Here is a 25,558-nt window from a genome sequence, read left to right as displayed (position 1 = left end):
CATGCCGGTTGGCATGGCGGCGCGCCAGACCCAAGCGGAGAATCCCGCGTGCGGCTCGCGCAAAGCGTTAAAGATCAAAAGTTTATCACGTGAGACCCCACCCGGGACGGATGATGGGCCCACCCAGGCCAATGCCGGCGCCACAGCTGCCTTGACACGGATCAAGTATGGCCGGCACGCGCTGCGCCACCATCCGGGCATTGCCACCTGCGCCCTGCCCTCTCCCATGGTCACCACGCTTTATGAATCGCCCGGACATGCCTGCCTGATGTTTTCCGACCTGGTCGACGATCACGACGACCTGCCAGTGCAGACCAACCAGTTCCTCATCGTCGATCACGGACACGGCGCGCTGATCGATCCGGGCGGCCAGATGACCTACAACGCGCTATTTCTGGCCATGAACCGGTACTTTCCGCCCAAGCAGCTCGACTACGTGCTGGCTTCGCATGCGGACCCGGACATCGTCGCGTCGGCGGGAAGGTGGCTCACGAGTTCCAGCTGCGACATCCTGATCTCGCGCGTGTGGGAGCGCTTTCTGCCGCATTTCTGCGCCGTCGGCAAGACCGAGGGGCGCATCGTGCCGATCCCGGATACGGGCATGGCGATTCCGCTGGGGCAATCGCACTTGCTGGCGGTACCGGCGCATTTCCTGCATTCGGAAGGCAATTTCCAGTTCTACGATCCGGTGTCGCGCATCCTGTTCTCGGGCGATCTGGGAGCATCGATGGTGCACGCCAACGTGGCCGCCAAACCCGTGGACGATTTTGATGCGCACCTGCCGCTCATGGCACCTTTCCACCGTCGCTACATGAGCGGCAACCGCGTATGCCGGCTGTGGGCGCAGATGGTGCGCGGATTGCAGATCGAATGGATCGTGCCGCAGCACGGCCAGCCCTTCCGCGGGTCGGCCATGGTCAACCGGTTCATCGATTGGGTGGAAACGCTCGACTGCGGCATCGACCTGATGACGCCAGAGCTCTTCCGTCTGCCCGCCTTGCCGAACGCACCGGCGGGCGCGACGCTCAGGGCGCGGGCTTAGCTGCCGGGCTCGGGGCGGCGGGCAGGATGATCTTCATCATGGCGCCCGACAGTTCGACGGCCAGCACCTGCGCATCGATGCGCGACGGGTCGTGCCAGGTGTACATGAAGCCCATGACGCCGCCCATCGAGTGCGCCGCGACACGCGCATCGCCAAAGTCGAACACGCCGGCGCGCTTGCCCTCGTCGAGCAGCGCATAGAGATCGCGGTAGTAACCGCGCGACATGCCGTGCAGCCATTCCACAGTTTCGGGGCGCAGGTATTGGCGGTCACGATACGTCAGCGCAGCGGCGTAGTGACAGTCGATGCAACGACGCGCCATTTCCAGCAGACACGCCTGCAAGCGCTCTCGCACAGGCAGCGCCGGGTTGGCGGTTTCGCGGATGGCCGACAGGCAGATCTGCGCGGCCTCGCGGCACAGGATGTCGAAAATCTCGTACTTGTCGGTGAAGTAGTAGTACACCGCCGGCTTGGTCACCCCAAGCGCGTTGCACAGGTCGCTCATCGTCATGCCGGCATAGCCCTTCGTGAAGAAGAGCTGCGCAGCCGTGTCGAGAATCTGCCGGCGGCGGGCCTCCTGCCGCTCGGCGATGTGGGGGCGCGTGGCCGGCGGTGTGATGCTGGGGGCGTCGGCGGCCCCGATGTCAGCAGACGGATGCGCGTCAGGAACGGCAGATTTGCGGGCGGTGGACATGGCGCATATTTTCGCATGTCGCCTGCAGATGCGCCGGGGGCATGCGCGCATCTTGGCGACATCTTCGCTTCCCGATGCTTGACGCATCAAAGAACGCTTTCTATATTCTTACCCGTTGGTATAAAAAATTACTTTTCAGTATAGATAGTGCGGCGCCACTTTGCGAACGCACTGCACAACCCAACGGAGACAAGCTTTGGCGATGGACGAGTCCGAGTATCTCGGCCGCGTTCGCGCGCTCTGGGCGCGCGCATGGCCGGTCGATACCCCACGTGAGCCGCATTACCCGATCGGGCGCGTTGCCCTTACCGACTATCTGCGGCATTGGGCGCGCACCACGCCAGACAAGCCAGCGATCCATTTCTACGGGCACGACACGACGTTCGCCCAGCTTGACGATCTCTCCGACCGCGTCGCCGCGCTGCTCGCGCAACACGGCATTGGCGCGGGCGACCGCGTGGCCGTGTTCCTGTCGAACTGTCCGCAGTTCAATGCAGTGTTCTTCGGCATCCTCAAGCTGGGCGCCGTGTATGTGCCGATCAGCCCGCTGTCGCAGCGCGCGGAGTTGATGCATGCGCTGGGCGACGCGACACCGCGCGCCATCGTCACGCTGGACCGCCTCATGCCGCTCGTGCGTGACGTGCGCGCCGAAACATCGATCGAGCACGTCTTCGTCACACGTTACGCAGACGTGCTGCCCGCAGAGCCGACGCTGCCGCTCCCGGCAATGCTGACCGAACCGCCGCTGGCCTGCGGCGATGCAATCGACTTGTTGCCCGCATTGGCACAGACCACGCCGATCCCCCTGCCGGCGGGTTCGCTCGATGCGGTTGCCGCGCTCAACTACACCGGCGGCACGACGGGGCTGCCGAAGGGCTGCATCCACACCCAGGGCGACATGGTCGATATGGCGGCCGCCTTCTCGACCGTGTCGATGCGCGCGGATGCGGACACCGTCATGCTCAGCTTCTATCCGCAGTTCTGGATTGCGGGCGAAAACACCGGGCTGATCTTCCCTGCCTTCCTTGGCGTGCCACTGGTGTTGCTCGCGCGTTGGGATGCGGAGGCCTTCATGGCTGGCGTGCAGCGCTATCGCGTGACCAACGGCTCGATGCTGGTCGATAGCGCCGCCGAGGTGATGGCGCATCCACGCGTGCATGCGTACGACTTACGCTCGCTGCGACATACGGGCGTGTCGTCATTTGTGAAGAAGCTGAACCCCGAATACCGCCGCGCGTGGCGCGAACTGACCGGCTCGACGATGGCCGAGAGCGCCTGGGGCATGACGGAAACACAGACTTGCAACAGCTTCACTGTCGGCATGCAGGACGATGATTTCGATCTGCGCTCGCAGCCGATTTTCGTGGGCCTGCCGGTGCCCGGCACCGATTTCAAGATCTGCCATTTCGACACGCACGACCTAGTGCCAATCGGCGCCGAAGGCGAACTCTGCGTACGCACGCCCACGCTGCTCAAAGGCTACTGGAACAAGCCCGAAGCAACCGCCCAAACACTGCGCGACGGCTGGTTCCACACCGGCGACATCGGCTGCATCGACGAACAGGGCTACGTCCACTATCTCGGTCGCCGCAAGGAGATGCTCAAGGTCAACGGCATGAGCGTGTTCCCGGCGGAGATCGAGGCCATGCTGGGCAAGCACCCGGCCATCCTGGGTTCTGCCGTGGTAGGCCGCGCCGACGAACACCGAGGCCAGCTTCCCGTCGCCTTCGTGATGCTGCGCCCCGAGGCCGTCGGCACGCTGGACAGCGCCACGCTCACCGGCTGGTGCCGCGAGAACATGGCCGGCTACAAAGTGCCCATCGTGCGCATCGTCGATGCACTGCCGCTCACGGCCACCGGCAAGGTGCGCAAACAGGATCTCGCGCCGCTCGCTGAACAGCTCCAACCCACATCTGCTCCATGACGTTTCGCAAACTGCTGATCGCCAATCGCGGCGAGATCGCCATTCGCATTGCCCGCGCAGCCGCCACGATGGGCTTGCCCTCCGTCGCCATCTATTCCGAGGACGATCGCGACGCGCTGCATCCACTACGCGCAGATGAAGCCGTGCCCTTGTCCGGGACCGGCCCACGCGCATACCTTGACGGCGCGGCCATCCTCGCCGCTGCACGCGCCGTCGGGGCCGAAGCCGTCCATCCCGGCTATGGGTTCCTAAGCGAGAACGCCGCGTTCGCGCGCCAGTGCGCCCAGGCCGGCGTGCAGTTCATCGGGCCGTCACCGCGTGTGCTCGACCTCTTCGGCGACAAGGCACGCGCTCGGGCCCTTGCACACGAGGCCGGCATTCCCGTCGTCAGCGGCACGCAAGGTGCGACCACGCTGGAAGAGGCGCGCGCCTTCTTCGCCGCGCTGCCGCCCTCGCACGGCATGATGATCAAGGCCGTATCCGGCGGCGGCGGACGCGGCATGCGCGCCGTGCACGATGCGCAGGCGATTGCCGACGCGTACGCGCGCTGCGTATCTGAAGCGACCGCCACGGGTGGTGGCAGCGACGTCTATGTGGAAGCGCTGGTGCCCGCCCCGCGCCATATCGAAATCCAGATCGTCGCAGACGCGCACGGCCACGTTACGCACCTCGGCGAGCGTGAATGCAGCCTGCAGCGCCGTCACCAGAAACTGATCGAGATCGCGCCCAGCCCCGCGTTGGACGATGCACTGCGCGCACGCATTGCAGAGGCTGCCGTCACGCTCGCCAAGGCGGCAGGCTACAGCGGCATCGGCACCTTCGAATTCCTCGTGGAAGGCGCGGGCACGCCGCACGCCACCTTCTACTTCATGGAGGCCAACCCACGCGTGCAAGTCGAACACACGGTCACGGAAATGGTGACGGGTATCGACCTGGTCGTGACCCAGCTGGCGCTGGCGCAGGGTGCGTCGCTCGCAGATGTCGGGCTTGCTCAGCCGATCGCGCCGCGCGGCCACGCCGTGCAGGTGCGCATCAATGCGGAGACCCTCGATGCAAGCGGTCAGCCGCACCCGTCCACCGGCATGCTCACCGCCTTCGAGCCGCCCAACGGCCCGGGCGTGCGCGTCGACACCTGCGGTTATGCAGGCTACCGTCCGAACCCGCGCTTCGACTCGCTGCTGGCCAAATTGATCGTCCACGCGCCGCACGGCACGTATGCGCAGACGCTGACACAGACGTACCGCGCGCTGTGCGAATTCCGCATCGAAGGGGTAGTCACGAACAAGCGGCTGCTGCAAGACCTGCTGCGCGATGCCGACGTGCAGACCAACGCCGTGCACACGCAGTTTCTCGATGCAAAGCTCGCCGACCTGGCCGCAGGCAACGGTGAAGCGCATCCCGCACTGCACGCCACGTCGGTCACCACCCCGGACTTGACGCCCGCTACGTCATTCCTCGACGAGCTTCCTGACGACGCAGAAGTGCTCACCGCGCCAATGGATGGCGCGCTGATCCAGATCCATGCGCAAGCCGGTGCCACGGTCGCGCGCGGCGAGGTGCTGGCCGTCATTGAAGCGATGAAGATGGAGCACGTCGTCACGGCGCCGGCGGCCGGTCGTGTCCTGCAAGTCTGCGCACAGCCGGGCGCAACGGTGCGCGAGGGCCAGCCGCTGGCCGCGCTGCAGCCCGGCGACGCGCAACACGACGCCGACGCAACCGACGCAGAGATCGATCTCGACCACATTCGCCCGGACCTGCAAGCCGTCATCGACCGCCATGCATTCGGTCTCGACGCGAACCGTCCGGATGCCGTTGCCCGCCGCCGCAAGACCGGCCAGCGCACCGCGCGCGAGAACATCGCACACCTGTGCGACCCAGACTCGTTCATCGAGTACGGTGCACTGGCCATCGCAGCGCAACGCCAGCGGCGCGCACTCGATGACTTGATTCGCTCGACGCCGGCCGACGGCATCATCACCGGCATTGGCACCGTCAACGGCACGCACTTCCCCGATCACGACGCGCGCTGCATGGTGCTCGCGTACGACTACACCGTGCTGGCAGGCACCCAGGGCACCTTCAACCACAAGAAGACCGACCGTGCACTGGAGCTGGCGCAGCAATGGAAGCTGCCCGTTGTGCTGTTTGCCGAAGGCGGCGGCGGCCGACCGGGCGACACTGAAAAGCGCGGCGTCAGTGGTCTGGACTGCCCGACGTTCATCCACTTCGCGCGCCTCTCGGGGCTGGTACCGACCGTGGGCATCGTCTCGGGCCGCTGCTTTGCAGGCAACGCCGCGTTGCTAGGCTGCGCCGACGTGATCATCGCCACGCGCGACGCGACCATCGGCATGGGCGGTCCCGCCATGATCGAAGGCGGCGGCCTTGGCATCTACGCGCCTGAGGAGGTCGGCCCCGTCAACGTGCAGGCGCCGAATGGCGTGATCGACGTGGTCGTCGAAGACGAGACCGAAGCCGTGGACACCGCGCGCCGCTACCTGAGCTATTTCCAGGGGCCACTCGCCCACTGGGAAGCCGGCGACGTGCGCCACCTGCGACACGTGATTCCCGAAAACCGCTTGCGCAGCTACGACATGCGTGCCGTGATCGACGCCTTGGCCGACACGGGCTCCGTTCTGGAACTGCGCCAGGCCTTTGGCGTGGGCATCATCACCGCGCTGATCCGCATCGAAGGCCGCGCCTTCGGCTGCATTGCCAACAACCCGCGCCACCTGGGCGGCGCTATCGATTCTCCGGCGGCGGATAAGGCGTCGCGCTTCATGCAACTGTGCAACGCATTCGACCTGCCCGTCGTCTCACTGTGCGACACACCGGGTTTCATGGTCGGGCCGGAGGCGGAAAAGACCGCCACCGTCCGCCACGTCAGCCGCATGTTCGTGACAGCCGGCAACTTGCGCGTGCCTTTCTTCACCATCGTGCTGCGCAAAGGCTACGGCCTTGGGGCGATGGCCATGGCAGCAGGCGGTTTTCACGCGCCGCTGTTCACCGCGTCGTGGCCGAGCGGCGAGTTTGGCGGCATGGGCATCGAAGGCGCCATCCGCCTGGGTTACCGCAAGGAACTGGAAGCGGTGGAAGACCCGGCAGAACGCGAGGCCCTGTTCCGCAAGATGGTTGACGCCGCCTACGATGAAGGCCGCGCGCTCAACATCGCCAGCTATCTGGAGATCGACGCGGTGATCGACCCGGCCGATACGCGCCGCTGGCTGTTGCGTGGGTTGCAATCGGCGCCGCCCGCCCCGCCAAGGCACACACGTGACCCCGCCACGCGCCGCTTCATCGACACGTGGTAGACGAGAACACACAAGGAGGAGACATGCCTGCAGTGATCCGCTTTGCCTGTCCGTTGTCCGCATTGGCCTGCGCTGGAGCGTTGCTGTTCGCACCGCCGACGTACGCCGCCGACCCGTCGCCGATCAAGGTGGCGTTCATCGATCAGCTGAGCGGGCCGCTCTCGAATGTGGGCGAGCAGTTTCTGGCAAATCTGAAACTCGGCATTGACGATGCCAACGCGCAGCCGCAGGGCGTGCTGAACGGCGCGCGCTACGAACTGTCGACGTACGACAACAAGCTCTCGGCGCAAGACAGTCTGTCGGCGCTGCAGAGCGCCATCGATGCCGGAGCGAAGATCGTCTTTACTGGCGGGTCGGGCTCGTCCGTGGTGGCGGCCATGGTGGACGCTGCCACCAAGCACAACGAGCGCAATCCGAACAGCCGCGTGCTGATCATCAACTACGCATCGATCGATCCCGACCTGACCGGCGCGCATTGCAGCTTCTGGCATTTCGCCACCGAGGCCAACACAGCGATGAAGATGCGCGCGCTCGCCAACTTCGTAAAAACGCAGCCCGATATCCGCACGGTCTACTCGCTGAACCAGGACTACGCGCACGGCCGGCTGTGGGCCTCGTTGGGCAAGCAGATGCTCTCGGCCGCGCGACCCGACGTGCAATTCACCGGAGAGACGCTACACCCGATCGGCAAGGTGAAAGACTTCGCGCCTTACGTCTCGAAGGCCAAGGCGACGGGCGCGGACACGCTCCTCACCGGCAACTGGGGGCAAGACCTGAACCTGCTCGTCAGGGCCGCCGGCGACATGAGCTACGACGTGCGCTATCTGAACCACAGCGGCGCAGGCGCCCCGGGCACCGTGCTGGCAGTGTCGCAGGCCAAGATTGGCAAGGTGACCTGGGTGTCGGAATGGACGCCAGGCAACGGCAACGCGCAACTGATGCAGATGGATGCGCGCGTGCGGCAGACACCCGCCGGCGAGCACTTCGCGCCGCGCACCGTGTTGTCTGTCGAACTCGTGACGGACGCCATCCGCAAAGCCGATTCCACCGATCCGCTGAAGATTGCGCTGGCGCTGGAAGGCATGCAGAAGCAGAGCTTCCTCGGCAACGTCACGATGCGCAAGATCGACCACCAGTTGCTGCTCCCGCAGGTCGTATCGACGATCGCACCGGTGGACGGAAAGACCGTGAAGGTCGGCTACGACGGCACCCAGTGGGGCCACAAGACGGAGAGCACAACCGCAGCCAAAGACCTGGACCTGCCGACCGCTTGCAAGATGAAGCGGCCGGCGGGCGCTTAAACGATCAGGCCGACAATCAATCAGCGCGGTCCGTGCGCAGCGGGCCGTATTCGATCGGCACCCAAGCGAAGGCGTTGCCGTCGCGGCGCACGTGGCCCAGGCCCGGGAACGGCAGATGTGCGCCGGCCACCCAGAGCTTGTCCCGCGCCGCTTCCGCAAACAGCTTACGGCGCGTGGCGACAGCGGCCTTCTTGTCGACGTCATATTCGAACGCGACCTCGGGGTGCTGGAACTGCACCGCATGACTGTGCACGATATCGCCCCAGACGAGCAGGCTGCGTCCCTTCGAGGCAAACAGATAGCCGCTATGCCCCGGCGTATGCCCGTTGGCGACGACCGAGCGCACGCCCTGCACGACCTCGTCGCCCGGCTTGAACTGTTTGAGCTTGCCCGCTGCCGCATACGGCGCCACAGAGTCGCGCGCCATCTTGAAGAACGGCTGCATGTCGCTTGGCTTGGAAGCGGCGATCGTTTCGCTCAACCAGAAATCGGCTTCTGGTGCGGCCACATACACCTGCGCATTCGCAAAGGCCGGTTGGCCTTGCGGCGTCAACAGGCCGCATGCATGGTCCGGATGCAGGTGCGTCAGCAGCACTGCGTCGATCTGCTCGGGCTGGTAGCCGGACGCGCGAACGTTGCCGGCCAGGCCGCCCATCGTCGGGCCAAAGCACGTGCCAGAACCCGTATCGACGAGGATGCGTTTATCACCCGTGTCGATCAGGAAACCGTTCACCGCCGTCTGCATGCCCGGCGTGTTCGATACAAACATCCGCGCCAGCAGGCTCTGCACCGATTGCGCGTTCAGGCCAAGCAGGGTCTTAGCAGGCAGATCGGTGTAGCCGTCGTAGAGCGCGGTCACAACGTCGTCGCCCAGCGCCATGCGGTAATAGCCGGGCACCTGGGTGCGTTGCTGCGTAGCGGCGGCCGTGACAGCAGGGCCGGCGGCGCCTGTTGCGGGTTGGGCGTGGGCGAATCCGATGGACGCCGCCATCGCGGTAGCCACGGCGGCAGAGGTGAGCAAACGCATGTCTTGGCTCCTGGAAAAGACCGCTGCCCCGGTGCAGCGGCGAAAGCCGGATCATGCCACCGCCCAGCACATTGCGTTGCCGCCATTGGCGACAGGGGTATTGCCCAGGGAGAAACATGCCCCGCAGAAAAGAACAAGGCCCGACAGGCCGGGCCCATGCTTCAGACCAATCGACGGCGGCTGCGCAACCGCCCGTCAACCAGGTACGTGCTGACTGCACGTGGAACTTCGGCGTCGATACCACCGTGCCGCTGCACCGTGCAGTCGGGCGTGAGCAGTGCGTTGGTGAACGTGAGCGACGAGTTCGGATCGTTCCAGGCGGTCACGACCTTGCTGGGGCCGCAGCTGCCCAGCAGGAACACGCTGACGGCTGCGTTGTTGATCGACAGCTGGGTGGTGCTGTCGGCCTGGCCAGTCCACGGGGTCGCGCCCGAGATGAGGCCGCACGTCCCGCCGCCGGTAAACGATGTGGACGTGATGTTGACGATGCCCGAAGGCGTGATCGTGCCGGTGAAGGTCGCTGTGCAATTGGCGCTGATGGCGCCTTTGGACAGCGTGGTCGCCCCGGTAACCGAGAACGGCTCGCCATTCGGGTTCATCGGTTGACCATCGACACGCGAAACGGTGACGGCAAGTGCGGGTGTGGCTGCTACGGTGGCAAGTGCGAGTGCAACTGCAAGAGATACGACTTTACGTGTGCTCATTTATTGCCTCACTAGAACTGACGGTAGAAACCGCCTTAAGAATGCGGCGCGAACCGGTTCCCGCTCGAATCACGCCGCGCCGATTAGCCAGGCGCAGACAGCCGACACCCGGCTAAAACTTGTACGACACCCCAACGAACGTGATGATCGGATTGGCCTTGAGCGTGGTCTTGGTGGTGGCCAGCGTGGTGCCATCCGACGCTTTGATGACGGTCGCCGCCTCGGTCTTGAGCGGCAGATACGAGACCGTTGCCGTCAATGCCCATTGCTTGTTGATCGCGTAGCTCGCACCGAGGTTGAAGATCGGCGCCCACGACGAAGACGATTTCCCCTCGACATACGTCGGCCCCGGCTTGCCCGCCCCCGCTGCCAGCACGCTCCCCAGTTCGCGGTTCACCGCCGCCGCAAAGTACGGATTCAGCTCGATGTTGGTGAAGAAGCTGTAGACCACACCCACGCCCACGAACGGACGGAACGTCGACTGCGCGTGCCCGAAGTACCACTGCAGAATGACCCCGGGGCTCCATTGGCGGGCCTTGCGCACGGCGGGCTGATTGGACGGATCGTCCAGATCGACGTGACCAAGTGCGCCGGCGGGCCCCGGCGCCCGGATCACGCCATGCCCGGTCAGTTTGAATTCGGGCGGTACGCCGGCAATCGTGGTCAGCGCAATGTTGTCGGTAAAGAAGTGCGTGAGCGTCAGGCCCAGCGTGTTGGCGTTGCTTACGCGCAGCCCGCTGTTGGGCGACGTGAAGCTGCCGGGCAAGCGCAGCGGATCATTGATCGGCGCATTGATCACGCTGGTGGTCAGGTTGTTGCTCGAGTCCTGCGGCATGATGTGGAACCAGCCCACCGTCGCCACGTTGTCACCGGCCTGCTGCGCCATGGCGCCTGCGGATGCGCAGGCCGCCATCAATGCGACAGTCAGTTTCTTCATGATGCTTCCTCCTGTTGTTCTGAGCGGAGCGCGGTTCTCTGTGCCGCGCCCCGTGGCGTGTGTTTCCGGAAACGTCACTGCACGAAGGCGCCCACGGTGAAGTACGGGTTCTTCGTATCGCTCATGTCCAGGAAGCCGAAGGTCTTGCCGGTGAAGATCAGCTTGCCCGTCGGGGCCGAGCCGGCCGGCGCGCTGGTCTGCGTGGTCCGGATCACGCCCGGGACGGTCTGCGTGAAATCCAGGTTCAGCGGTCGCGCCAGCGCGGCCTGCGACGCGTTGAACGGATCGAGCATCGTGGCCTGCGCGCCCACCAGCGCCGTGGCACGGTAGTTGAACGTGCTGTCCACACCGGTGTATTCGCCGTCTTGCGAGCCCTGCGCGATGTTGCCGACCGGTGCCATGATCGAAATGCCGGACTCGTCGTCTGCCACCGGCGGGCCGGCCGTCAAGTCGGAATTGGCCGCACCGACGCGAATGAAGATCGGCACGAGCTGGCCATACAGCTTGCCCACGATCATCACGCCCTTGCCCGCCTTGGCCGGATCGAGCGACGACACGGTTGCCGGCACCTGCGGCTGATAGTTCAGCGTGGTGAAGGCCGGCGCGTCGCCGCGCAGCGTCAGCTTCTGGTTGACCGTCGCGCTTGACGTCAGGCAGGCTCCGCCGTTCTTCACGCCCAGGTTGTCGCACTCGGTGTAGGTGCCGTCAGCGTTGATGGTGAAACGCGCATCGACCGCCTGCTGCGAGAAGTTCTGCGACGGCACCTGGTGGTAGCCGAGCTGGTTGTAGTTGCCGGCGATCTTGGTCAGATCAGTCTCGGTGTTCGAGAAGCTGATGAACGGGTAATACGGGAACGTGGTCTGCGCAATCTTGCCCACGCCAACGATGCCGTCGAACTGGATCGTCGCCCCCGGAATCGTGCCGCCCAGCACGCCTTGCCCCAGGAAGAACCGCGCCGGACGGCTCGGATCAAGGCTCGCGTTGTTCAGGCGGAACGCACACTGGTTCAGCTTCTCGGTCGGCAGCGCCGTCTCTTGCGTGAGCGTGCCGGTCTGCACGTTGTTGGGCGCCGTATCGCGCGTGGGCGCCACCGTGCCCGTCTTGACCGGAATCGGCGAGGCCAGATATGTGATCTGGTACGTCATCTTCGTCGTGTCGAGCTGAACCTTCACGAGTTCACCTGAGCCCGACCCGCCGGTGAACACGGTGTTGTAGTCGATGGCCTGCGGACACAGGCGCTGGATCACCGGGGGCGGCGGATCATCGCCGCCTCCTCCGCACGCTGTCACCATCGGTGCGCACGCGAGCACGACCAACCATTTACGCCATTGCATTTGCGTCTCCTCCATGTTGTTGTTCAGCCGCGGCAGCGCAGCGTGCACAGGTCACGCACGCCACCGCATGTGGTTTCGTTGCTGCGCGCCTCACTGGACAAATGCGCCGACCGTGAAGAACGGGTTGTACTTGTTGTTGTTCATGAGCATTGCGTACACGTTGCCCACCTTGACGGCCACGCCGGTGTCGCCGGCCTTGAACAACGCGACGTTGCCGCTGGCGCCTTGCGCGTTGAAGTCGTTCTGCGCGGTCACGATCAGCTTGCCCGGCGCGCTTTGCGTGTAGTCGAGCCCGAACTGCGCTGTCACACGCGATGTGAGCGGGTTGATGAAGGCCGCGGTGCCGTTCTGGAACAACGTGGATGTGTAGTTGGCGGCGAGTGTCGACACGGCCGTCCCGTCGCTGCAGTTGCCGGCATTGGCGTGGAAGAAGCCCCCACTAAAGGAGCCGGACAGTTCCGGGTGATCAACCGTAGCGTTCAAGCCGTTGCCGCTGGCAGGCGCACCACTCGGGCCGTTGTTGGTGACCACGCCGCAAGCCGAGCCGCTGGTCGCCCCAACGAAACCGCCCTTGAGCGCATTGGCCGGGATCGCCGTTGCCGGCGAGAGGATCGAGATGCCGATCTGGTCATCCGCCACCGAAGCCAGCAGGTTTGTCGGATCGCTGTGCGAATAGCCAACACGGATCACCACCGGCACGACCTGTCCGTTGAGCTTGCCGGCAATCAGAATGCCCTTGGCCTGGCTCGGCGCCAGCAGCACCAGCGGTGAGACCTGGCCGACATACGGATACGGCACGTTGCTGCTGGTCGGGTTGCTGACAAACACGTTGTCCTGCGAGCCATCGGTGTTCTGACGCAGCGTCCAGGGCGTGCCCGTCGTGTGGCAGGAATAGTCGATCCCTTCGGCCGTACACGAGCCGTCCGCTTTTAACGTTTGCGTCCAGTTGACGGCATCGGGCTGCCAGCCTTGCGGCGCCGAGGTTTGGTTGCCCGAACCCGTGGGCGTGACATGCACGCCGACCTGGTTGTAGCGCCCCGCGACCTGCGAGAAATCCGTCACCGTCTCGGAGAAGCCCAGGAACGGATAGAAATCGAACGTTCGCGACGGCACTGCGCCAATCACGACGCCCGGAATCGGCTGGATGCCTGCGAACTGGATGGTCGCCCCCGGGATGCCGCCCCCCACGATGCCCTGACCGACAAACAGCATCGGCGGATCCTGCGGATTGACGGTGATCGAGTAGCTGTTGTCCGCCGTCTTGCCCGACTGCAGCACGAAAGCGCAGCGGTTCTGCTCGGGGGTCGGTAAGTTGGCCGGATGCACGAACGTACCGTCGATGATCAATCCCTTGCGCGTCGTATTGACCTGGCCCGCCGAGGTCGGCACCGACGACTCGAGGAACTGCATCTGGTACGTGTTCTTGCTCGTGTCGAACTTGACCTTGATGTACTCGCCGCTGCCCGAGCCGCCGGTGTACGTAGTCGTGTAGTCCAGCGCCGCCGGGCACAGACTGGTTGGCGTGCTGGGCGTGGTGTTCGCTCCGCTAGGCGGACAAGAACTCCCCGAACACTGCGCAACATCCGACGAGCCGGGGTCATCCGCCCCACCGCACCCGCCAATGAACGGCGTGGCCACCAGGCAACTGGTTGCCATGACAACAAAAAGATGACGTCGGCTACCCATGGTTGTCTCCTCATGTTTTGGAACTTGTTGCGTTTTGGGCCGGCGAATGTGTGCAACGGCCGGTCAATACCCCCGCCTGTCGGCAAACGACAGCCGACAGCGCACGACCTGCCCCGTCGGCAGATCGACCTGCAAACGACAAAAACGACAGACGTGCTTGGGTCGCGTTACCCGACGGTCAGCCGGTATCACGCAGATCGGCCGGGCGCCGATCCCAAGAGAATCGAGGTAAAGGTGCTAGCGTGGACGCGCCTCGCCACTGCAGCTGCAGTGACGACGATGGCGATGACGCGCGTGGGCACGCGCAGAAGCGGAATGCTGGAAGGGCCCGTTTTGAATGCGTAACATCCTGTGTCTCCGAAGGGTACGCTACTGGCTATTTACTTATCGTTATGGCCGAAACTATGGTCCGCCCGGAGTATGAAGTAAATAGAGATTTCATTCAAAACAGCGGCGGCAATCCCCCGCACAAGCAGGCGCGGCGCGGTTTCGCGGATTTTCAAACGAGGAAATGAAACCGTTTCGTTTGAAGCGTTTTAAACTCCCCCTCCGGTTGGGGGGAATGCCCGCGCAATGCGGCTTATTTAATTATGTCGAAATGAATATATTTCGCCGAGAGCAACTGCGGTAGCAAAATACGATCCCGAAACAATAACGCGCGTAAGAAAAAGAAAAAGCCGCCACATGAAATGGCAAACAAACGCGGATGAAAGGGAAGAAAAGGCAGCAGGGGAAAGAATGGTGGGCCGGGTGGGATTCGAACCCACGGTGTCCTTTCGGAGGCGGATTATGAGTCCGCTGCCTGCAACCAGCACGGCGTCCGGCCCTGTAAAACGAGAAAAAAAGAGACCCGGCGCTTAGGCCGGGCCCGATGCGGGATTTTACCTGAAAGGGGGCGCGAGCCCACTCGGAAAATCGCCTGCTTCGCTACAGGATCAGCTTCCCTCGAGGAAGCTCTTCAGCTTGTCAGAGCGGCTCGGATGGCGCAGCTTGCGCAGTGCCTTCGCTTCGATCTGACGGATACGCTCGCGGGTCACGTCGAACTGCTTGCCGACTTCTTCCAGCGTGTGGTCGGTGCTCATCTCGATACCAAAACGCATGCGCAGCACCTTGGCTTCGCGCGGCGTCAGCGAATCGAGCACGTCCTTCACCACGCCGCGCATGGAGCCATGCAGCGCCGCTTCGGCCGGGGCCAGCGTGTTCGTGTCCTCGATGAAATCGCCCAGATGGGAGTCGTCGTCGTCACCGATCGGCGTTTCCATGGAGATCGGCTCCTTCGCGATCTTCATGATCTTGCGGATCTTGTCTTCCGGCATCTCCATCTTCTCGGCCAGCGTTGCCGGATCCGGCTCGTTGCCGGTTTCCTGCAGGATCTGACGCGAGATGCGGTTCATCTTGTTGATCGTCTCGATCATGTGCACCGGAATACGGATGGTGCGCGCCTGATCGGCGATCGAACGCGTAATGGCCTGACGGATCCACCACGTGGCGTACGTCGAGAACTTGTAGCCGCGACGGTATTCGAACTTGTCCACCGCCTTCATCAGGCCGATGTTGCCTTCCTGGATCAGGTCGAGGAACTGCAGACCGCGGTTCGTGTACTTCTTGGCGATCGAGATCACCAGACGCAGGTTGGCCTCGGTCATCTCGCGCTTGGCCTCACGGGCGCGGCGCTCGCCTTCCGACATCTTGCGGTTGACGTCCTTCAGCTCGGTCAGCGGCAGCACCACGCGTGCCTGCAGGTCGATCAGCTTTTGCTGCAGTTCGTGCACGGCCGGCACGTTGCGCTCGACGATGGTGCTGTACGGCTTGCCGTCGGCCACCACGGTCTCGATCCACTTCAGGTTGGTCTCGTTGCCCGGGAAGCGCGCAACGAAGTCGCTGCGCGGCATGCCGCACTTGTCCACCACGATGTTCAGGATGGCGCGTTCGAGCTTGCGCACTTCGTCCACCTGGCCGCGCAGCGTGTCGCACAGGCGCTCGACGTTGCGTGCCGTGAAGCGGATCGTCATCAGTTCGGCCTGGATGGCTTCCTGCGCCTTCACGTAAGGCTTGGACTTGTAGCCTTCCTTCTCGAACGCACGGCGCATCTTGTCGAACTGCTCGCCGATCACACCAAACTTGAGCAGCGCAGCCTGCTTGAGCTCTTCGAGTTGACGGGCCGAAGCTGCGGCAGCGCCGGCACCTTCATCGTCCTCGTCTTCCTCTTCGTCGCCCTCTTCTTCGGCTTCCTCTTCCTCGAATTCCTCTTCTTCCTCAGCAGCAGCGGCTGCATCGGCTTCAGCGTTCGGATCGATCAAGCCATCGATGTACTCGTCGATCTTGGCTTCGTCGTTGGCAACGCGCTCGCCCATGGCGAGGATTTCGGAGATGGTGACCGGGCAGGCCGAGATGGCCATGACCATGTCCTTCAGGCCGGCTTCGATGCGCTTGGCGATCACGATTTCGCCTTCGCGCGTCAGCAGCTCGACCGTGCCCATTTCGCGCATGTACATGCGCACCGGGTCGGTCGTGCGGCCGAATTCGGAGTCAACCGTCGACAGCGCGGCTTCAGCTTCTTCTTCAGCTTCCTCTTCCGTGGTCACGGAAGGTGCGTTGTCGTTCAGGAGCAGCGTTTCGGCGTCCGGCGCCTGCTCGTACACGGCAACGCCGATGTCGTTGAGCGTGGCAACCAACGTTTCCAGCGACTCCACATCGACCATGTCGTCGGGGAGGTGGTCGTTGATTTCGGCGTAGGTCAGGTAGCCGCGCGATTTGCCCAGCTTGATCAGCGCCTTGAGCTTCTGGCGGCGGGCCTCAAGCTCTTCTTCCGAACCGCCTTGCTGCGAGGCAGCGAATTCCTTGAGCAGGGCTTTTTCCTTGGCCTTGCGGTCACGGGCCTTCAGCTTTTCGGTTTTCGGTGCCGGAGCGGCGGGGGTGTCAAATTCTTCAGTCACGTCCGTGCTGCTGTCGTCTGCCTGCGTCTCTGCCTTGGGCTTGCGGCCGCGCTTCTTGGGCTCGGCTGCTGCCTCGGCGCGGGGCGCGGGAGGAGTTGTGGGGGTGGCCTCTGCCTGGGCGGTGCGCTTGGTGTCTTCCGCGGCCGCCTTGGCTGGCTTGGCTGCGGTGTTGGTACGAGCGGTACCCGTCTTGGTTGCGCTTGCGCTGGCAGGGGTCTGCTTGCTCTCGACTTCGGTAACTTTCGATTTCGCCACGGTGGTTGTCTTGCCCTTGAGTGCGACGGAAGCGGCTGTGCCGCCAGGTCTGGCGCTCGTGCTCATCGACGTCGAGACCTTGCCTGAGGTTGAAGATTGGATCGCGCCCTTTGTGCGCGCTGTCGGTTTGACAGTCTTGGCGGCGACGGCGATATCGGCGGTCTGGCGCGGCTGGGTTTTCCCCGTCTTTGCCGGCGCAGTGGCCTTCACCCCTGTCGATCCTGCCTGCCCCATATGGATCCGACCATTTGCGACTTTCGCCGTTCCCGCTGGTGGCTTTCCTCCTCCCGAGCCGCGCGCCGATGAGGATCGCTTGGCAGAAACAGAAGCAGGACTGGCCTTGGAACCGGCCTTCGCGGAGGTCTTCACCTTCACCATGGGCACGCTCACTCCCCCAAAAATGGGAAAAAGGACTTGCAATCCAAACCGGTTATTCTAGCACGCCAGACCAAGCCGGTCTAAACGAAAGTCGGGTTTTCGCCTGAGAAATCAAGGGGCTACCCGCAATTGCCCGCCCCGCTTGGAGCTTGCCTCTGCGGCGCATGCGCTACACGAGCTGTCGGCGGCGGCTGATTTCGCCCACCAGCCAGCGCATGCGCTCCTTGTCGTCGTCGCCGGCATGGCCGGCTTCCATCTTGCGCTGCAACATCTCCAGCTCGCGCTTGAGCGGCTCGGCGAGCATCTTTTGTACGGCAGTGTCGAATTCGGACATGGCCGGCTCCAGTTCGATGTCGTCCTGGAGCACAGCCGTGCGCAGCCCGGCAAAGGCCTCGGCATAGGGCGTCTGCCCCAAGCGCTCAACAAAGGCGCCGAAGTGCACTTCCGGACCCACAGCATCGCATTCGCCCAGCAGCACCGCCAATACCTCACCTTGGGGCAATTGCGGCGCTGTCAACTGGGCGCGGGCATCGGCGTCGAGCCGAGCGGCCAGCGCGGGATAGCGCATCAGCAGGCGCAACACCTTCTGCTCAAGCGCCGTAGGTGCGGTGCGCGCCACGCGGGGCCGCTTTTGCGTCATGCGGCCCGCTTGGGCCGGGTCGCTGCGAAGGCCACATAGCGCTTCGATGTCGGCAGGCGTGGTGCCTGTCATGTCGGCCAGGCCGCGCACAATCTGCAGGCGCAGGCCGCCGGCGGGCATGGCGCTCAGCAGCGGCTTGGCCTCGTATTGGGCGCGGGCACGGCCCTCGGGTTGACGCAGGTCGAGATCTTCGGTCACCGCCTGGAGCAGGAAGCGCGACAGCGGCATCGCGTTGTGCACTTCACGGGCGAAGGCCTCGGTGCCCTCTTCGCGCACGAAGCTGTCCGGATCGTGCTCGGCGGGCAGGAAGAGGAACTTGATGGTCTTGTTGTCGGTGGCGTGCGGCAGGCAGGCTTCGAGCGCACGACGTGCGGCGCGGCGCCCGGCGCTATCTCCATCAAACGAGAAGATGACGGTGTCGACCTGCCGCAGCAGCTTCTGCACGTGAGTCGGCGTGCACGCCGTGCCCAGCGTGGCCACCGCATTGGCAAACCCCAGCTGCGCCAGCGCGACGACGTCCATATAGCCTTCCACGACCAGCACATAGTCGAACTCGCGGATGGCGTTGCGTGCCTCGAACAGCCCGTACAGCTCGGTGCCCTTGCTGAACAGCGGCGTTTCGGGGGAGTTGAGATATTTCGGCTCGCCTTGCCCCAGCACCCGGCCGCCAAAGCCGATCACTACGCCTTTGGTATTGCGGATGGGGAACATGATGCGATCGCGGAAGCGGTCGTAGCGGCGGTGCGAGCCATCGGCGCCGGTCTTCTCGCTTTCAATGACGAGGCCGGCTTCGATGAGCGGTGCGGCAGTGGCGTCTTCGCGGTATGGGCCGAACACGGCTTCGAGCGATTGCCAATCGTCCGGCGCATAGCCGAGGCCGAAGTGTGCGGCGATCTCGCCGGTCAGGCCGCGGCCTTTGAGGTATTGGATGGCATTGGGGGCGCTGCGCAATTGCTTGCGGTAGTGGTCGCAGGCACGGGCCATGACGTCGCCGAGTGCGACGGTCTTGGCTTGCTGCTCCGCACGCGCGGCGGGCGGCAGGCCACCGCGCTCTTCGGGCACCACCATGCCCACGGACTGCGCAAGATCCTTGATGGCCTCGACGTACGATTGCCCGGAAAACTCCATCAGGAAGCCGATGGCCGACCCATGCGCGCCGCAGCCGAAGCAGTGATAGAACTGCTTGGTGGGCGACACCGAGAACGACGGCGATTTCTCGTTATGGAACGGGCACAGCCCCATGAAGTTGGCGCCGCCCTTCTTCAATTGCACGTAACGGCCCACCACGTCGACGATATCGACGCGGTTGAGCAGGTCGTCAATGAACGGCTGCGGGATCACGCGGAGTGCGCCCCTTGGATGCTGCGAGGGTGGAGGGGGATTCAGGCGCCGGTCAGGGCGGCCTTCACGCGTGCCGAGACTTGCGTCATGTCGGCACGGCCAGCCAGGGCCGGCTTGAGGACGCCCATCACCTTGCCCATGTCCTGCGGGCCCGAGGCACCGACCTTGGCCACGGCGTCACGCACCGCAGCGTCGACTTCGGCTTCCGACAGCTGTGCGGGCATATAGACCTGCAGCACAGCGACTTCTGCCGCTTCCTTGGCGACGAGATCGTCACGGCCGGCTTGCTCGAATGCGGTGATGGAATCCTTGCGCTGCTTGAGCATCTTGTCGATCACGGCCAGCACGGCAGCGTCATCCAGTTCAATGCGTTCGTCCACCTCGCGCTGCTTGATGGCAGCCTGCAACAGGCGGATCGTGCCCAGACGATCCGTTTCCTTGGCGCGCATGGCGGCCTTCATGTCTTCCGTGATCTGTGCCTTGAGGGACAACTGCGACATTCCGAACTCCGATAAACAGCAAAACCCGCTTGGACGGTAGGCCCAGCGGGTTGCAAACTTTGAAAAATGGATCACTGATCGTAGCACAGAACCCGAACAGTTCCAGGACAGATCCGTGGGGGATCAACGGGCCGAGGCAGCCTCTCCTGCCGCGACGGCCGAAGCCCACGCCCACTGGAAGTTGTAGCCGCCGAGCCAGCCTGTCACGTCGACCACCTCGCCGATGAAGTACAGGCCGGGTGCCGATTGGGCCTCCATGGTGGCGGATGACAGCGCGCGCGTATCGACCCCGCCGCGCGTCACCTCGGCTTTCCGATACCCTTCGCTGCCGGACGGGGTCAATTCCCAGCGGTTGAGTGCGGCGCCAAGTGTGCGCAGCACCTTGTCGGGCAGCTCGGCAATCGGCGCCTGCGGGTTGGCGCCGTGCGTGGCGCACCATGCCTGCGCGACGCGTTCCGGCAGGCGCTGCGCCAGGACCGTACCGAGTTGCTTGCGTGAGCCGGTTTTCTCATCGCACAGCCACTGCCCGGCGTCGGTGTCCGGCAGCAGATCGATAAGAAGCGGCTGGCCGGCATGCCAAAAACTGGAGATTTGCAGCACGGCCGGCCCCGACAGCCCGCGATGGGTCAGCAGCAAGTCTTCGCGGAACATCGTCGCGCTCCCTTTGCGACCGCCCTTGCCGGGAGGCTGCGCAACGGTCACGTCCACTTCCATCGACACGCCCGACAACGCCGAGAACGGCGCCCAATGCTCGGCGTTGAAGGTGAGCGGCACCAATGCCGGGTGCGTCTCAACGATCTTCAAACCGAATTGGCGCGCAATGCGATACCCGAAATCGGTCGCGCCGATCTTGGGGATGGACAGGCCGCCCGTGGCGATCACCACCTTGTTGGCGACGATCTCGCCCGCACTGGTCGACAGGCGATAGGCCTCGCCGTCCTTGCCGACTTCAGCGATCGCGCAGCCGGTGCGCCAGATGACGTTGCCCCGCTCGCATTCCGTTTCGAGCATGCGGATGATGTCTTCCGCACTGTCGTCGCAGAAAAGCTGGCCCTTGTGCTTCTCGTGATACGGAATGCGGTAGCTGGAGACAAGGCTGATGAAGTCCTGCGCCGTATACCGCGCCAGCGCCGAACGGCTGAAGTGCGGGTTGTTCGACAGGTAGTTGGCGGGGCCCGCGTTGACGTTGGTGAAGTTGCAGCGGCCGCCGCCGGAGATGCGGATTTTCTCGGCCAGCTTCGTCGCGTGGTCGATCAGCACCACACGTGCGCCGCGCTGCCCGGCCACGGCCGCGCACATCATCCCGGCCGCGCCTGCGCCGATCACCGCTACATCGCACCGCATCATGATCGCTGCGCCGCCCTATTCTTGAAGAAACCGCGCATTTTAACTTGTGCTATCTTCGGCGGCCTTCCCATTGCATTCCTCACGCCCCGCCTGCCATGCTGGTCCTCGGCATCGAATCCTCCTGTGACGAAACCGGCGTCGCCCTGTATGACACCCACTCCGGCCTGCGCGCGCATGCGCTGTATTCGCAGATCGCGATGCACCGCGAATACGGCGGTGTGGTGCCCGAGCTGGCCTCGCGCGATCACATCCGCCGCGTGATTCCGCTGCTGGAAGAGGTGCTGGGCAAAGCCGGTGTGGCGCGTACCGACATCGACGCGATCGCTTATACGAAAGGCCCAGGGCTGGCCGGTGCGCTGCTCGTCGGAGCTTCGGTGGCCAATGCGCTGGCGTTTGCGCTCGACAAACCGCTGGTAGCCGTGCACCACCTCGAGGGGCACCTGCTCTCGCCGTTGCTGGAGGCCGACCGGCCGGAGTTTCCGTTCCTGGCGCTGCTCGTCTCGGGCGGGCATACGCAGTTGATGCGCGTCGATGCCGTCGGCCAGTACACGCTGCTCGGCGAGACGCTCGACGACGCCGCCGGCGAAGCCTTCGACAAGACCGCCAAGCTGCTCGGCCTCGGCTACCCGGGCGGCCCCGCCGTTTCGCGCCTGGCCGAGTTCGGCAACCCGGGCGTGTTTGACCTGCCCCGACCGATGCTGCATTCGGGCAATTTCGATTTCTCGTTCGCGGGCCTCAAGACCGCGGTGCTCACCCAGGTGCGCAAGCTCAACCTGACCGATAGCGAGACCTGTTATCAGCCGCGCGCCGATCTTGCGCGCGCGTTTGTCGACGCTATCGTCGAAGTGCTGGTCAAGAAGACGCTGCGCGCCGCGCGCGAGCATGGCCTCAAGCGCATCGTCGTGGCCGGTGGGGTGGGCGCCAACCGCCAGTTGCGCGAGGGCTTGAACGCCGAGGGCAAAAAGCGCGGCTTGCGCGTCTACTACCCCGACCTGCAGTTCTGCACCGACAACGGCGCGATGATCGCCTTTGCCGGCGCGATGCGGCTGCAGGCTGACCCCGCACAAGTGCAGGACGGCTACGGCTACGGCGTCACGCCACGCTGGGACCTCGAAGACATCCGCATCCGGCACGCATGAAAAAAAGCCGCTCGATTGAGCGGCTTTTTCTTGGGGCACAGCCCGATTACTTGTCGGAGCGCTTGTCGCGCTCGATCAGCGCATAGGCGCTGTGGTTGTGAATCGACTCGAAGTTTTCCGCTTCCAGCGTGTAGGCGACGATGCGATCGTCCTGGTTCAGGCGCATGGCGATATCGCGCACCAGGTCTTCCACGAACTTCGGGTTTTCGTACGCACGCTCGGTCACGAACTTCTCGTCCGGACGCTTGAGCAAGCCCCACAGTTCGCACGACGCTTCTTCTTCGGCCATGCGAATGAGCGCCTCGACCGGCGTATCGGCCGCCAGCTCGGCGTCGATCGTGATGTGCGAGCGCTGGTTGTGCGCACCGTACTGCGAGATTTTCTTCGAGCATGGGCACAAGCTCGTCACCGGCACCAGCGCCTTGACGCGGACCTTGGTGTGGCCGTCGCGCACTTCGCCAATCATCGTCACTTCATAGTCCATCAGCGACTGCACGCCCGACACCGGGGCCGTCTTGCTGACGAAATACGGGAAGTGGACTTCGATGCGGCCGGCGTCGGCTTCGAGCTTCTCCAGCATCTTTTCCAGCAGCAACTGGAACTGCGCCAGATTCAGCGGCTCGCGCTCTTCTTCAAGCAGCGCGACGAAGCGCGACATGTGCGTGCCCTTCTGGTCGGCCGGCAGATGCACGTCAAGATTGTACGTGCCGACGGTGTTCAGCACGCCTGAAGGGGTTTGCAGCGACATCGGGTAACGCACGCCGCGCACGCCAACACGCTGAATGGGAATCTGGCGGGTATCGTGGCTGGACTGCACGTCCGGCATCGCGAAAGCCGGGTTCATATCGTTCATGATCGGTTTCCTTTACGGTCGCCCGGCCATCGCAGTCGGCCGGCACGCAACGAGTGTGAAACCGCGGAACTTGGCTGACGGTGACCACCCCTCAAGTGATCCAATCTGCCCATCCCGCGACTGCGCACACAATTCAAAAATAAGACTGGCGGAGTGTAAAAGAAATTTCCTACCTTTGCAGTCAACTACTCAAACCCGCGGCTGCAATGCGGGTGATTGATTCTGCCTATGGCACGGCGCCAAAGTGCCTCAGGCGACGCGCGGGGCTGCAGCGCGCGGCTGCACGGCAAAACGCTCGCGGATGGAAGCGAGGATGCCATTGGCATCCAGCCCGCACTGCGCCAGCAGCGCCGCGTGATCACCGTGATCGACAAAGCGGTCGGGCAGGCCGAGCTGCAATACCGGCGTTGCAACACCGGCGGCGGCCAGCGCTTCCAGGCAGGCGCTGCCGGCGCCGCCCATCACGCAACCTTCCTCTGCCGTGACCACGAAATCGTGCGTGCGAGCCATTTCCAGCACGCAGGCCACGTCGAGCGGCTTGACGAAGCGCATGTTGACAACGGTCGCATCCAAACGCTCAGCTGCTGCCGAAGCAGGGGCCACCATCGAACCAAACGCCAGAATCGCAACGCGCTGGCCGGCCGGAGCCGTGGACGTGCGGCGCGCTTCGGCCTTGCCCACAGGCAGCGGCTCCAGCGTCGGCTGCACCGCCACGCCCGTACCGGCACCACGCGGATAGCGCACCGCTGTCGGGCAGTCCTGCGCGAACGCGGTACTCAAAAGCTGGCGGCATTCGTTCTCGTCGGCCGGCGTCATCACCATCATGTTGGGGATGCAGCGCAGGTAGGCAATGTCGTAGGCACCCGCGTGCGTGGCGCCGTCTGCGCCCACCAGACCCGCACGGTCCAGCGCGAATACCACCGGCAAGTTCTGCAGCGCCACATCGTGGATCAACTGGTCATAGCCCCGCTGCAGGAACGTCGAATAGATGGCGACGACGGGCTTCAGCCCCTCGCATGCCAGACCGCCGGCGAAGGTGACGGCGTGCTGCTCGGCGATGCCGACGTCGTAATAGCGGTCGGGAAAGCGCTGCTCGAACTCCACCATCCCGGAGCCTTCTCGCATGGCCGGCGTGATAGCCACCAAGCGCTTGTCGGCCGCCGCCATATCGCACAGCCACTGGCCAAACACCTGCGTATACGTCACCTTGGCTGGGCGCCCCGAAGGCTTGATGCCTTCCTGCGGGTTGAACTTGCCCGGGCCGTGATAAAGGATCGGATCGGCCTCGGCCAGCTTGTAACCCTGGCCCTTCTTGGTGACGACGTGCAGAAACTGCGGGCCACCGCCTTCGCGTGCGCGCTGGCGGATGTTCTGCAGCGTCGGCACGAGCGATTCGAGATCGTGCCCGTCGATCGGGCCGATGTAGTTAAAGCCGAACTCCTCGAACATCGTGGCTGGCACGAACATGCCCTTGGTGTGTTCCTCGAAGCGCTTGGCAAACTCGAGCACCGGCGGCGCCACCGACAGCAGTTTTTCCACGCCCTTCTTGGTGGCCGCGTAAAACTGCCCGCTCATCAGCCGCGCCAGATAGCGATTCAGCGCCCCCACCGGCGGCGAGATCGACATGTCGTTGTCGTTGAGCACGACCACCAGCGGCAGGTCTTTATAGACGCCCGCGTTGTTCATCGCCTCGAAGGCCATGCCGGCGCTCATCGCACCGTCGCCGATCACCGCAATGGCGACGCGGTCTTCACCCTTGGTCTTGGCGCCCAGGGCCATGCCAAGCGCAGCCGAAATCGACGTGGACGAGTGCGCGGTGCCGAACGTGTCGTACGGGCTCTCGCTGCGGCGCGGGAAACCGGAGATGCCGTCCAGCTGGCGCAGCGAGCCCATCTGGTCGCGGCGGCCCGTCAGGATCTTGTGCGGATAGCTCTGGTGGCCGACGTCCCACACGATGCGGTCTTCCGGCGTGTTGAAGACGTAGTGCAGTGCGATGGTCAGCTCGACCGTGCCCAGGTTCGACGATAGATGGCCGCCCGTTTGCGAGACGGAATCGAGCACGAAGGCGCGCAACTCGTTGGCCAGCGGCCCGAGTTGGCGGCGGTCCAGTCGGCGCAGGTCGGCCGGATCGTCGATGGTGTTCAGAAGTTCGTACGTCATGTGGGACCGCCGCTCAAGCGTTTTGGCAAAGACTTCTAACGTCGATGCAATG

Annotated in this window: 17 protein-coding genes, 1 tRNA gene and 1 pseudogene; 6 read left to right on the top strand and 13 right to left on the bottom strand. The window is 64.2% G+C overall.

Translation table 11 applies throughout. The features are described from left to right. Nucleotides 1–226: 226 nt before the first annotated feature. Nucleotides 227–1,042 carry an MBL fold metallo-hydrolase gene (locus CFE42_RS16340; protein ID WP_009277467.1) on the top strand — a complete coding sequence of 272 codons (816 nt, stop codon included), beginning with the start codon at nucleotides 227–229 and terminating at the stop codon, nucleotides 1,040–1,042. Here the strand turns inward: CFE42_RS16340 and CFE42_RS16335 are convergent. Beyond that, complete coding sequence (locus CFE42_RS16335; protein WP_004631041.1) at nucleotides 1,026–1,736, bottom strand: TetR/AcrR family transcriptional regulator; 711 nt, start codon at nucleotides 1,734–1,736, stop codon at nucleotides 1,026–1,028. The genes CFE42_RS16340 and CFE42_RS16335 overlap by 17 nt on opposite strands. Nucleotides 1,737–1,938: 202 nt before the next feature. Here CFE42_RS16335 and CFE42_RS16330 point away from each other — a divergent pair, with 202 nt between their 5' ends. Genes CFE42_RS16330 through CFE42_RS16320 form a run of 3 tightly spaced genes read left to right on the top strand, consistent with a single transcriptional unit; the run spans nucleotide 1,939 to nucleotide 8,269 of the window. Further along, nucleotides 1,939–3,660 (top strand): AMP-binding protein, encoded by a 1,722-nt coding sequence (locus CFE42_RS16330; RefSeq protein ID WP_004631043.1) that lies wholly within the window; start codon nucleotides 1,939–1,941, stop codon nucleotides 3,658–3,660. Next, nucleotides 3,657–6,968, top strand: coding sequence for a carboxyl transferase domain-containing protein (locus CFE42_RS16325; RefSeq protein WP_251471160.1), 3,312 nt, complete (start codon nucleotides 3,657–3,659; stop codon nucleotides 6,966–6,968). The genes CFE42_RS16330 and CFE42_RS16325 overlap by 4 nt, the downstream gene beginning before the upstream one ends. Nucleotides 6,969–6,991: 23 nt before the next feature. Beyond that, entirely contained in the window at nucleotides 6,992–8,269 is a 1,278-nt protein-coding gene (locus CFE42_RS16320; RefSeq protein WP_004631049.1) for a branched-chain amino acid ABC transporter substrate-binding protein, read from the top strand. Nucleotides 8,270–8,285: 16 nt separating this feature from the next. On the opposite strand, the gene CFE42_RS16315 is transcribed toward CFE42_RS16320, so the two are convergent. From CFE42_RS16315 to rpoD, 7 genes and pseudogenes are all read right to left on the bottom strand, one after another. After that, nucleotides 8,286–9,296 carry an MBL fold metallo-hydrolase gene (locus CFE42_RS16315; RefSeq protein WP_004631051.1) on the bottom strand — a complete coding sequence of 337 codons (1,011 nt, stop codon included), beginning with the start codon at nucleotides 9,294–9,296 and terminating at the stop codon, nucleotides 8,286–8,288. 214 nt (nucleotides 9,297–9,510) lie between these two features. Continuing rightward, nucleotides 9,511–10,000: pseudogene (locus CFE42_RS16310) on the bottom strand (hypothetical protein); the annotation flags it as partial. Nucleotides 10,001–10,112: 112 nt separating this feature from the next. Continuing rightward, complete coding sequence (locus CFE42_RS16305; protein ID WP_004631054.1) at nucleotides 10,113–10,937, bottom strand: OmpW family outer membrane protein; 825 nt, start codon at nucleotides 10,935–10,937, stop codon at nucleotides 10,113–10,115. A 74-nt stretch (nucleotides 10,938–11,011) separates the two neighbouring features. Then, nucleotides 11,012–12,271 (bottom strand): DUF2957 domain-containing protein, encoded by a 1,260-nt coding sequence (locus CFE42_RS16300; protein ID WP_004631055.1) that lies wholly within the window; start codon nucleotides 12,269–12,271, stop codon nucleotides 11,012–11,014. 90 nt (nucleotides 12,272–12,361) lie between these two features. Further along, on the bottom strand, nucleotides 12,362–13,957 hold the full coding sequence (locus CFE42_RS16295) for a DUF2957 domain-containing protein (protein WP_004631057.1): 1,596 nt from the start codon (nucleotides 13,955–13,957) through the stop codon (nucleotides 12,362–12,364). Between the two features lie 739 nt (nucleotides 13,958–14,696). Continuing rightward, nucleotides 14,697–14,784, bottom strand: a tRNA-Ile gene (locus CFE42_RS16290). Between the two features lie 108 nt (nucleotides 14,785–14,892). Continuing rightward, complete coding sequence (rpoD, locus tag CFE42_RS16285; protein WP_232295854.1) at nucleotides 14,893–17,214, bottom strand: RNA polymerase sigma factor RpoD; 2,322 nt, start codon at nucleotides 17,212–17,214, stop codon at nucleotides 14,893–14,895. Here rpoD and CFE42_RS16280 point away from each other — a divergent pair. Beyond that, nucleotides 17,207–17,587 (top strand): hypothetical protein, encoded by a 381-nt coding sequence (locus CFE42_RS16280; RefSeq protein WP_235201989.1) that lies wholly within the window; start codon nucleotides 17,207–17,209, stop codon nucleotides 17,585–17,587. The two genes, rpoD and CFE42_RS16280, sit on opposite strands and share 8 nt — an antisense overlap. Nucleotides 17,588–17,695: 108 nt before the next feature. On the opposite strand, the gene dnaG is transcribed toward CFE42_RS16280, so the two are convergent. The 3 genes from dnaG to CFE42_RS16265 form a co-directional block, all read right to left on the bottom strand. Continuing rightward, complete coding sequence (dnaG, locus tag CFE42_RS16275; protein ID WP_004631061.1) at nucleotides 17,696–19,507, bottom strand: DNA primase; 1,812 nt, start codon at nucleotides 19,505–19,507, stop codon at nucleotides 17,696–17,698. A 41-nt stretch (nucleotides 19,508–19,548) separates the two neighbouring features. Beyond that, nucleotides 19,549–19,998, bottom strand: a complete 450-nt coding sequence (locus tag CFE42_RS16270) for a GatB/YqeY domain-containing protein (RefSeq protein ID WP_037044215.1) — start codon at nucleotides 19,996–19,998, stop codon at nucleotides 19,549–19,551. A gap of 132 nt (nucleotides 19,999–20,130) precedes the next feature. Continuing rightward, nucleotides 20,131–21,354, bottom strand: a complete 1,224-nt coding sequence (locus tag CFE42_RS16265; RefSeq protein ID WP_004631066.1) for an NAD(P)/FAD-dependent oxidoreductase — start codon at nucleotides 21,352–21,354, stop codon at nucleotides 20,131–20,133. 95 nt (nucleotides 21,355–21,449) lie between these two features. Between CFE42_RS16265 and tsaD the strand changes: the two genes are divergently transcribed. Beyond that, complete coding sequence (gene tsaD, locus CFE42_RS16260) at nucleotides 21,450–22,493, top strand: tRNA (adenosine(37)-N6)-threonylcarbamoyltransferase complex transferase subunit TsaD (RefSeq protein ID WP_004631068.1); 1,044 nt, start codon at nucleotides 21,450–21,452, stop codon at nucleotides 22,491–22,493. A 46-nt stretch (nucleotides 22,494–22,539) separates the two neighbouring features. Here tsaD and folE2 read toward each other — a convergent pair whose 3' ends face one another. Together folE2 and dxs are read right to left on the bottom strand one after the other, a co-directional pair. Continuing rightward, the gene (gene folE2, locus CFE42_RS16255) at nucleotides 22,540–23,346 is read right to left on the bottom strand and encodes a GTP cyclohydrolase FolE2 (RefSeq protein ID WP_004631071.1); all 807 of its coding nucleotides are present in this window, start codon (nucleotides 23,344–23,346) and stop codon (nucleotides 22,540–22,542) included. Between the two features lie 249 nt (nucleotides 23,347–23,595). Further along, the gene (gene dxs, locus CFE42_RS16250; RefSeq protein ID WP_004631073.1) at nucleotides 23,596–25,506 is read right to left on the bottom strand and encodes a 1-deoxy-D-xylulose-5-phosphate synthase; all 1,911 of its coding nucleotides are present in this window, start codon (nucleotides 25,504–25,506) and stop codon (nucleotides 23,596–23,598) included. Nucleotides 25,507–25,558 lie beyond the last annotated feature (52 nt).

Source organism: Ralstonia sp. PBBBR1 (assembly GCF_002256165.1).
Lineage (GTDB): Bacteria > Pseudomonadota > Gammaproteobacteria > Burkholderiales > Burkholderiaceae > Ralstonia > Ralstonia thomasii.
This window is presented reverse-complemented; position numbering and strand designations above follow the sequence as displayed.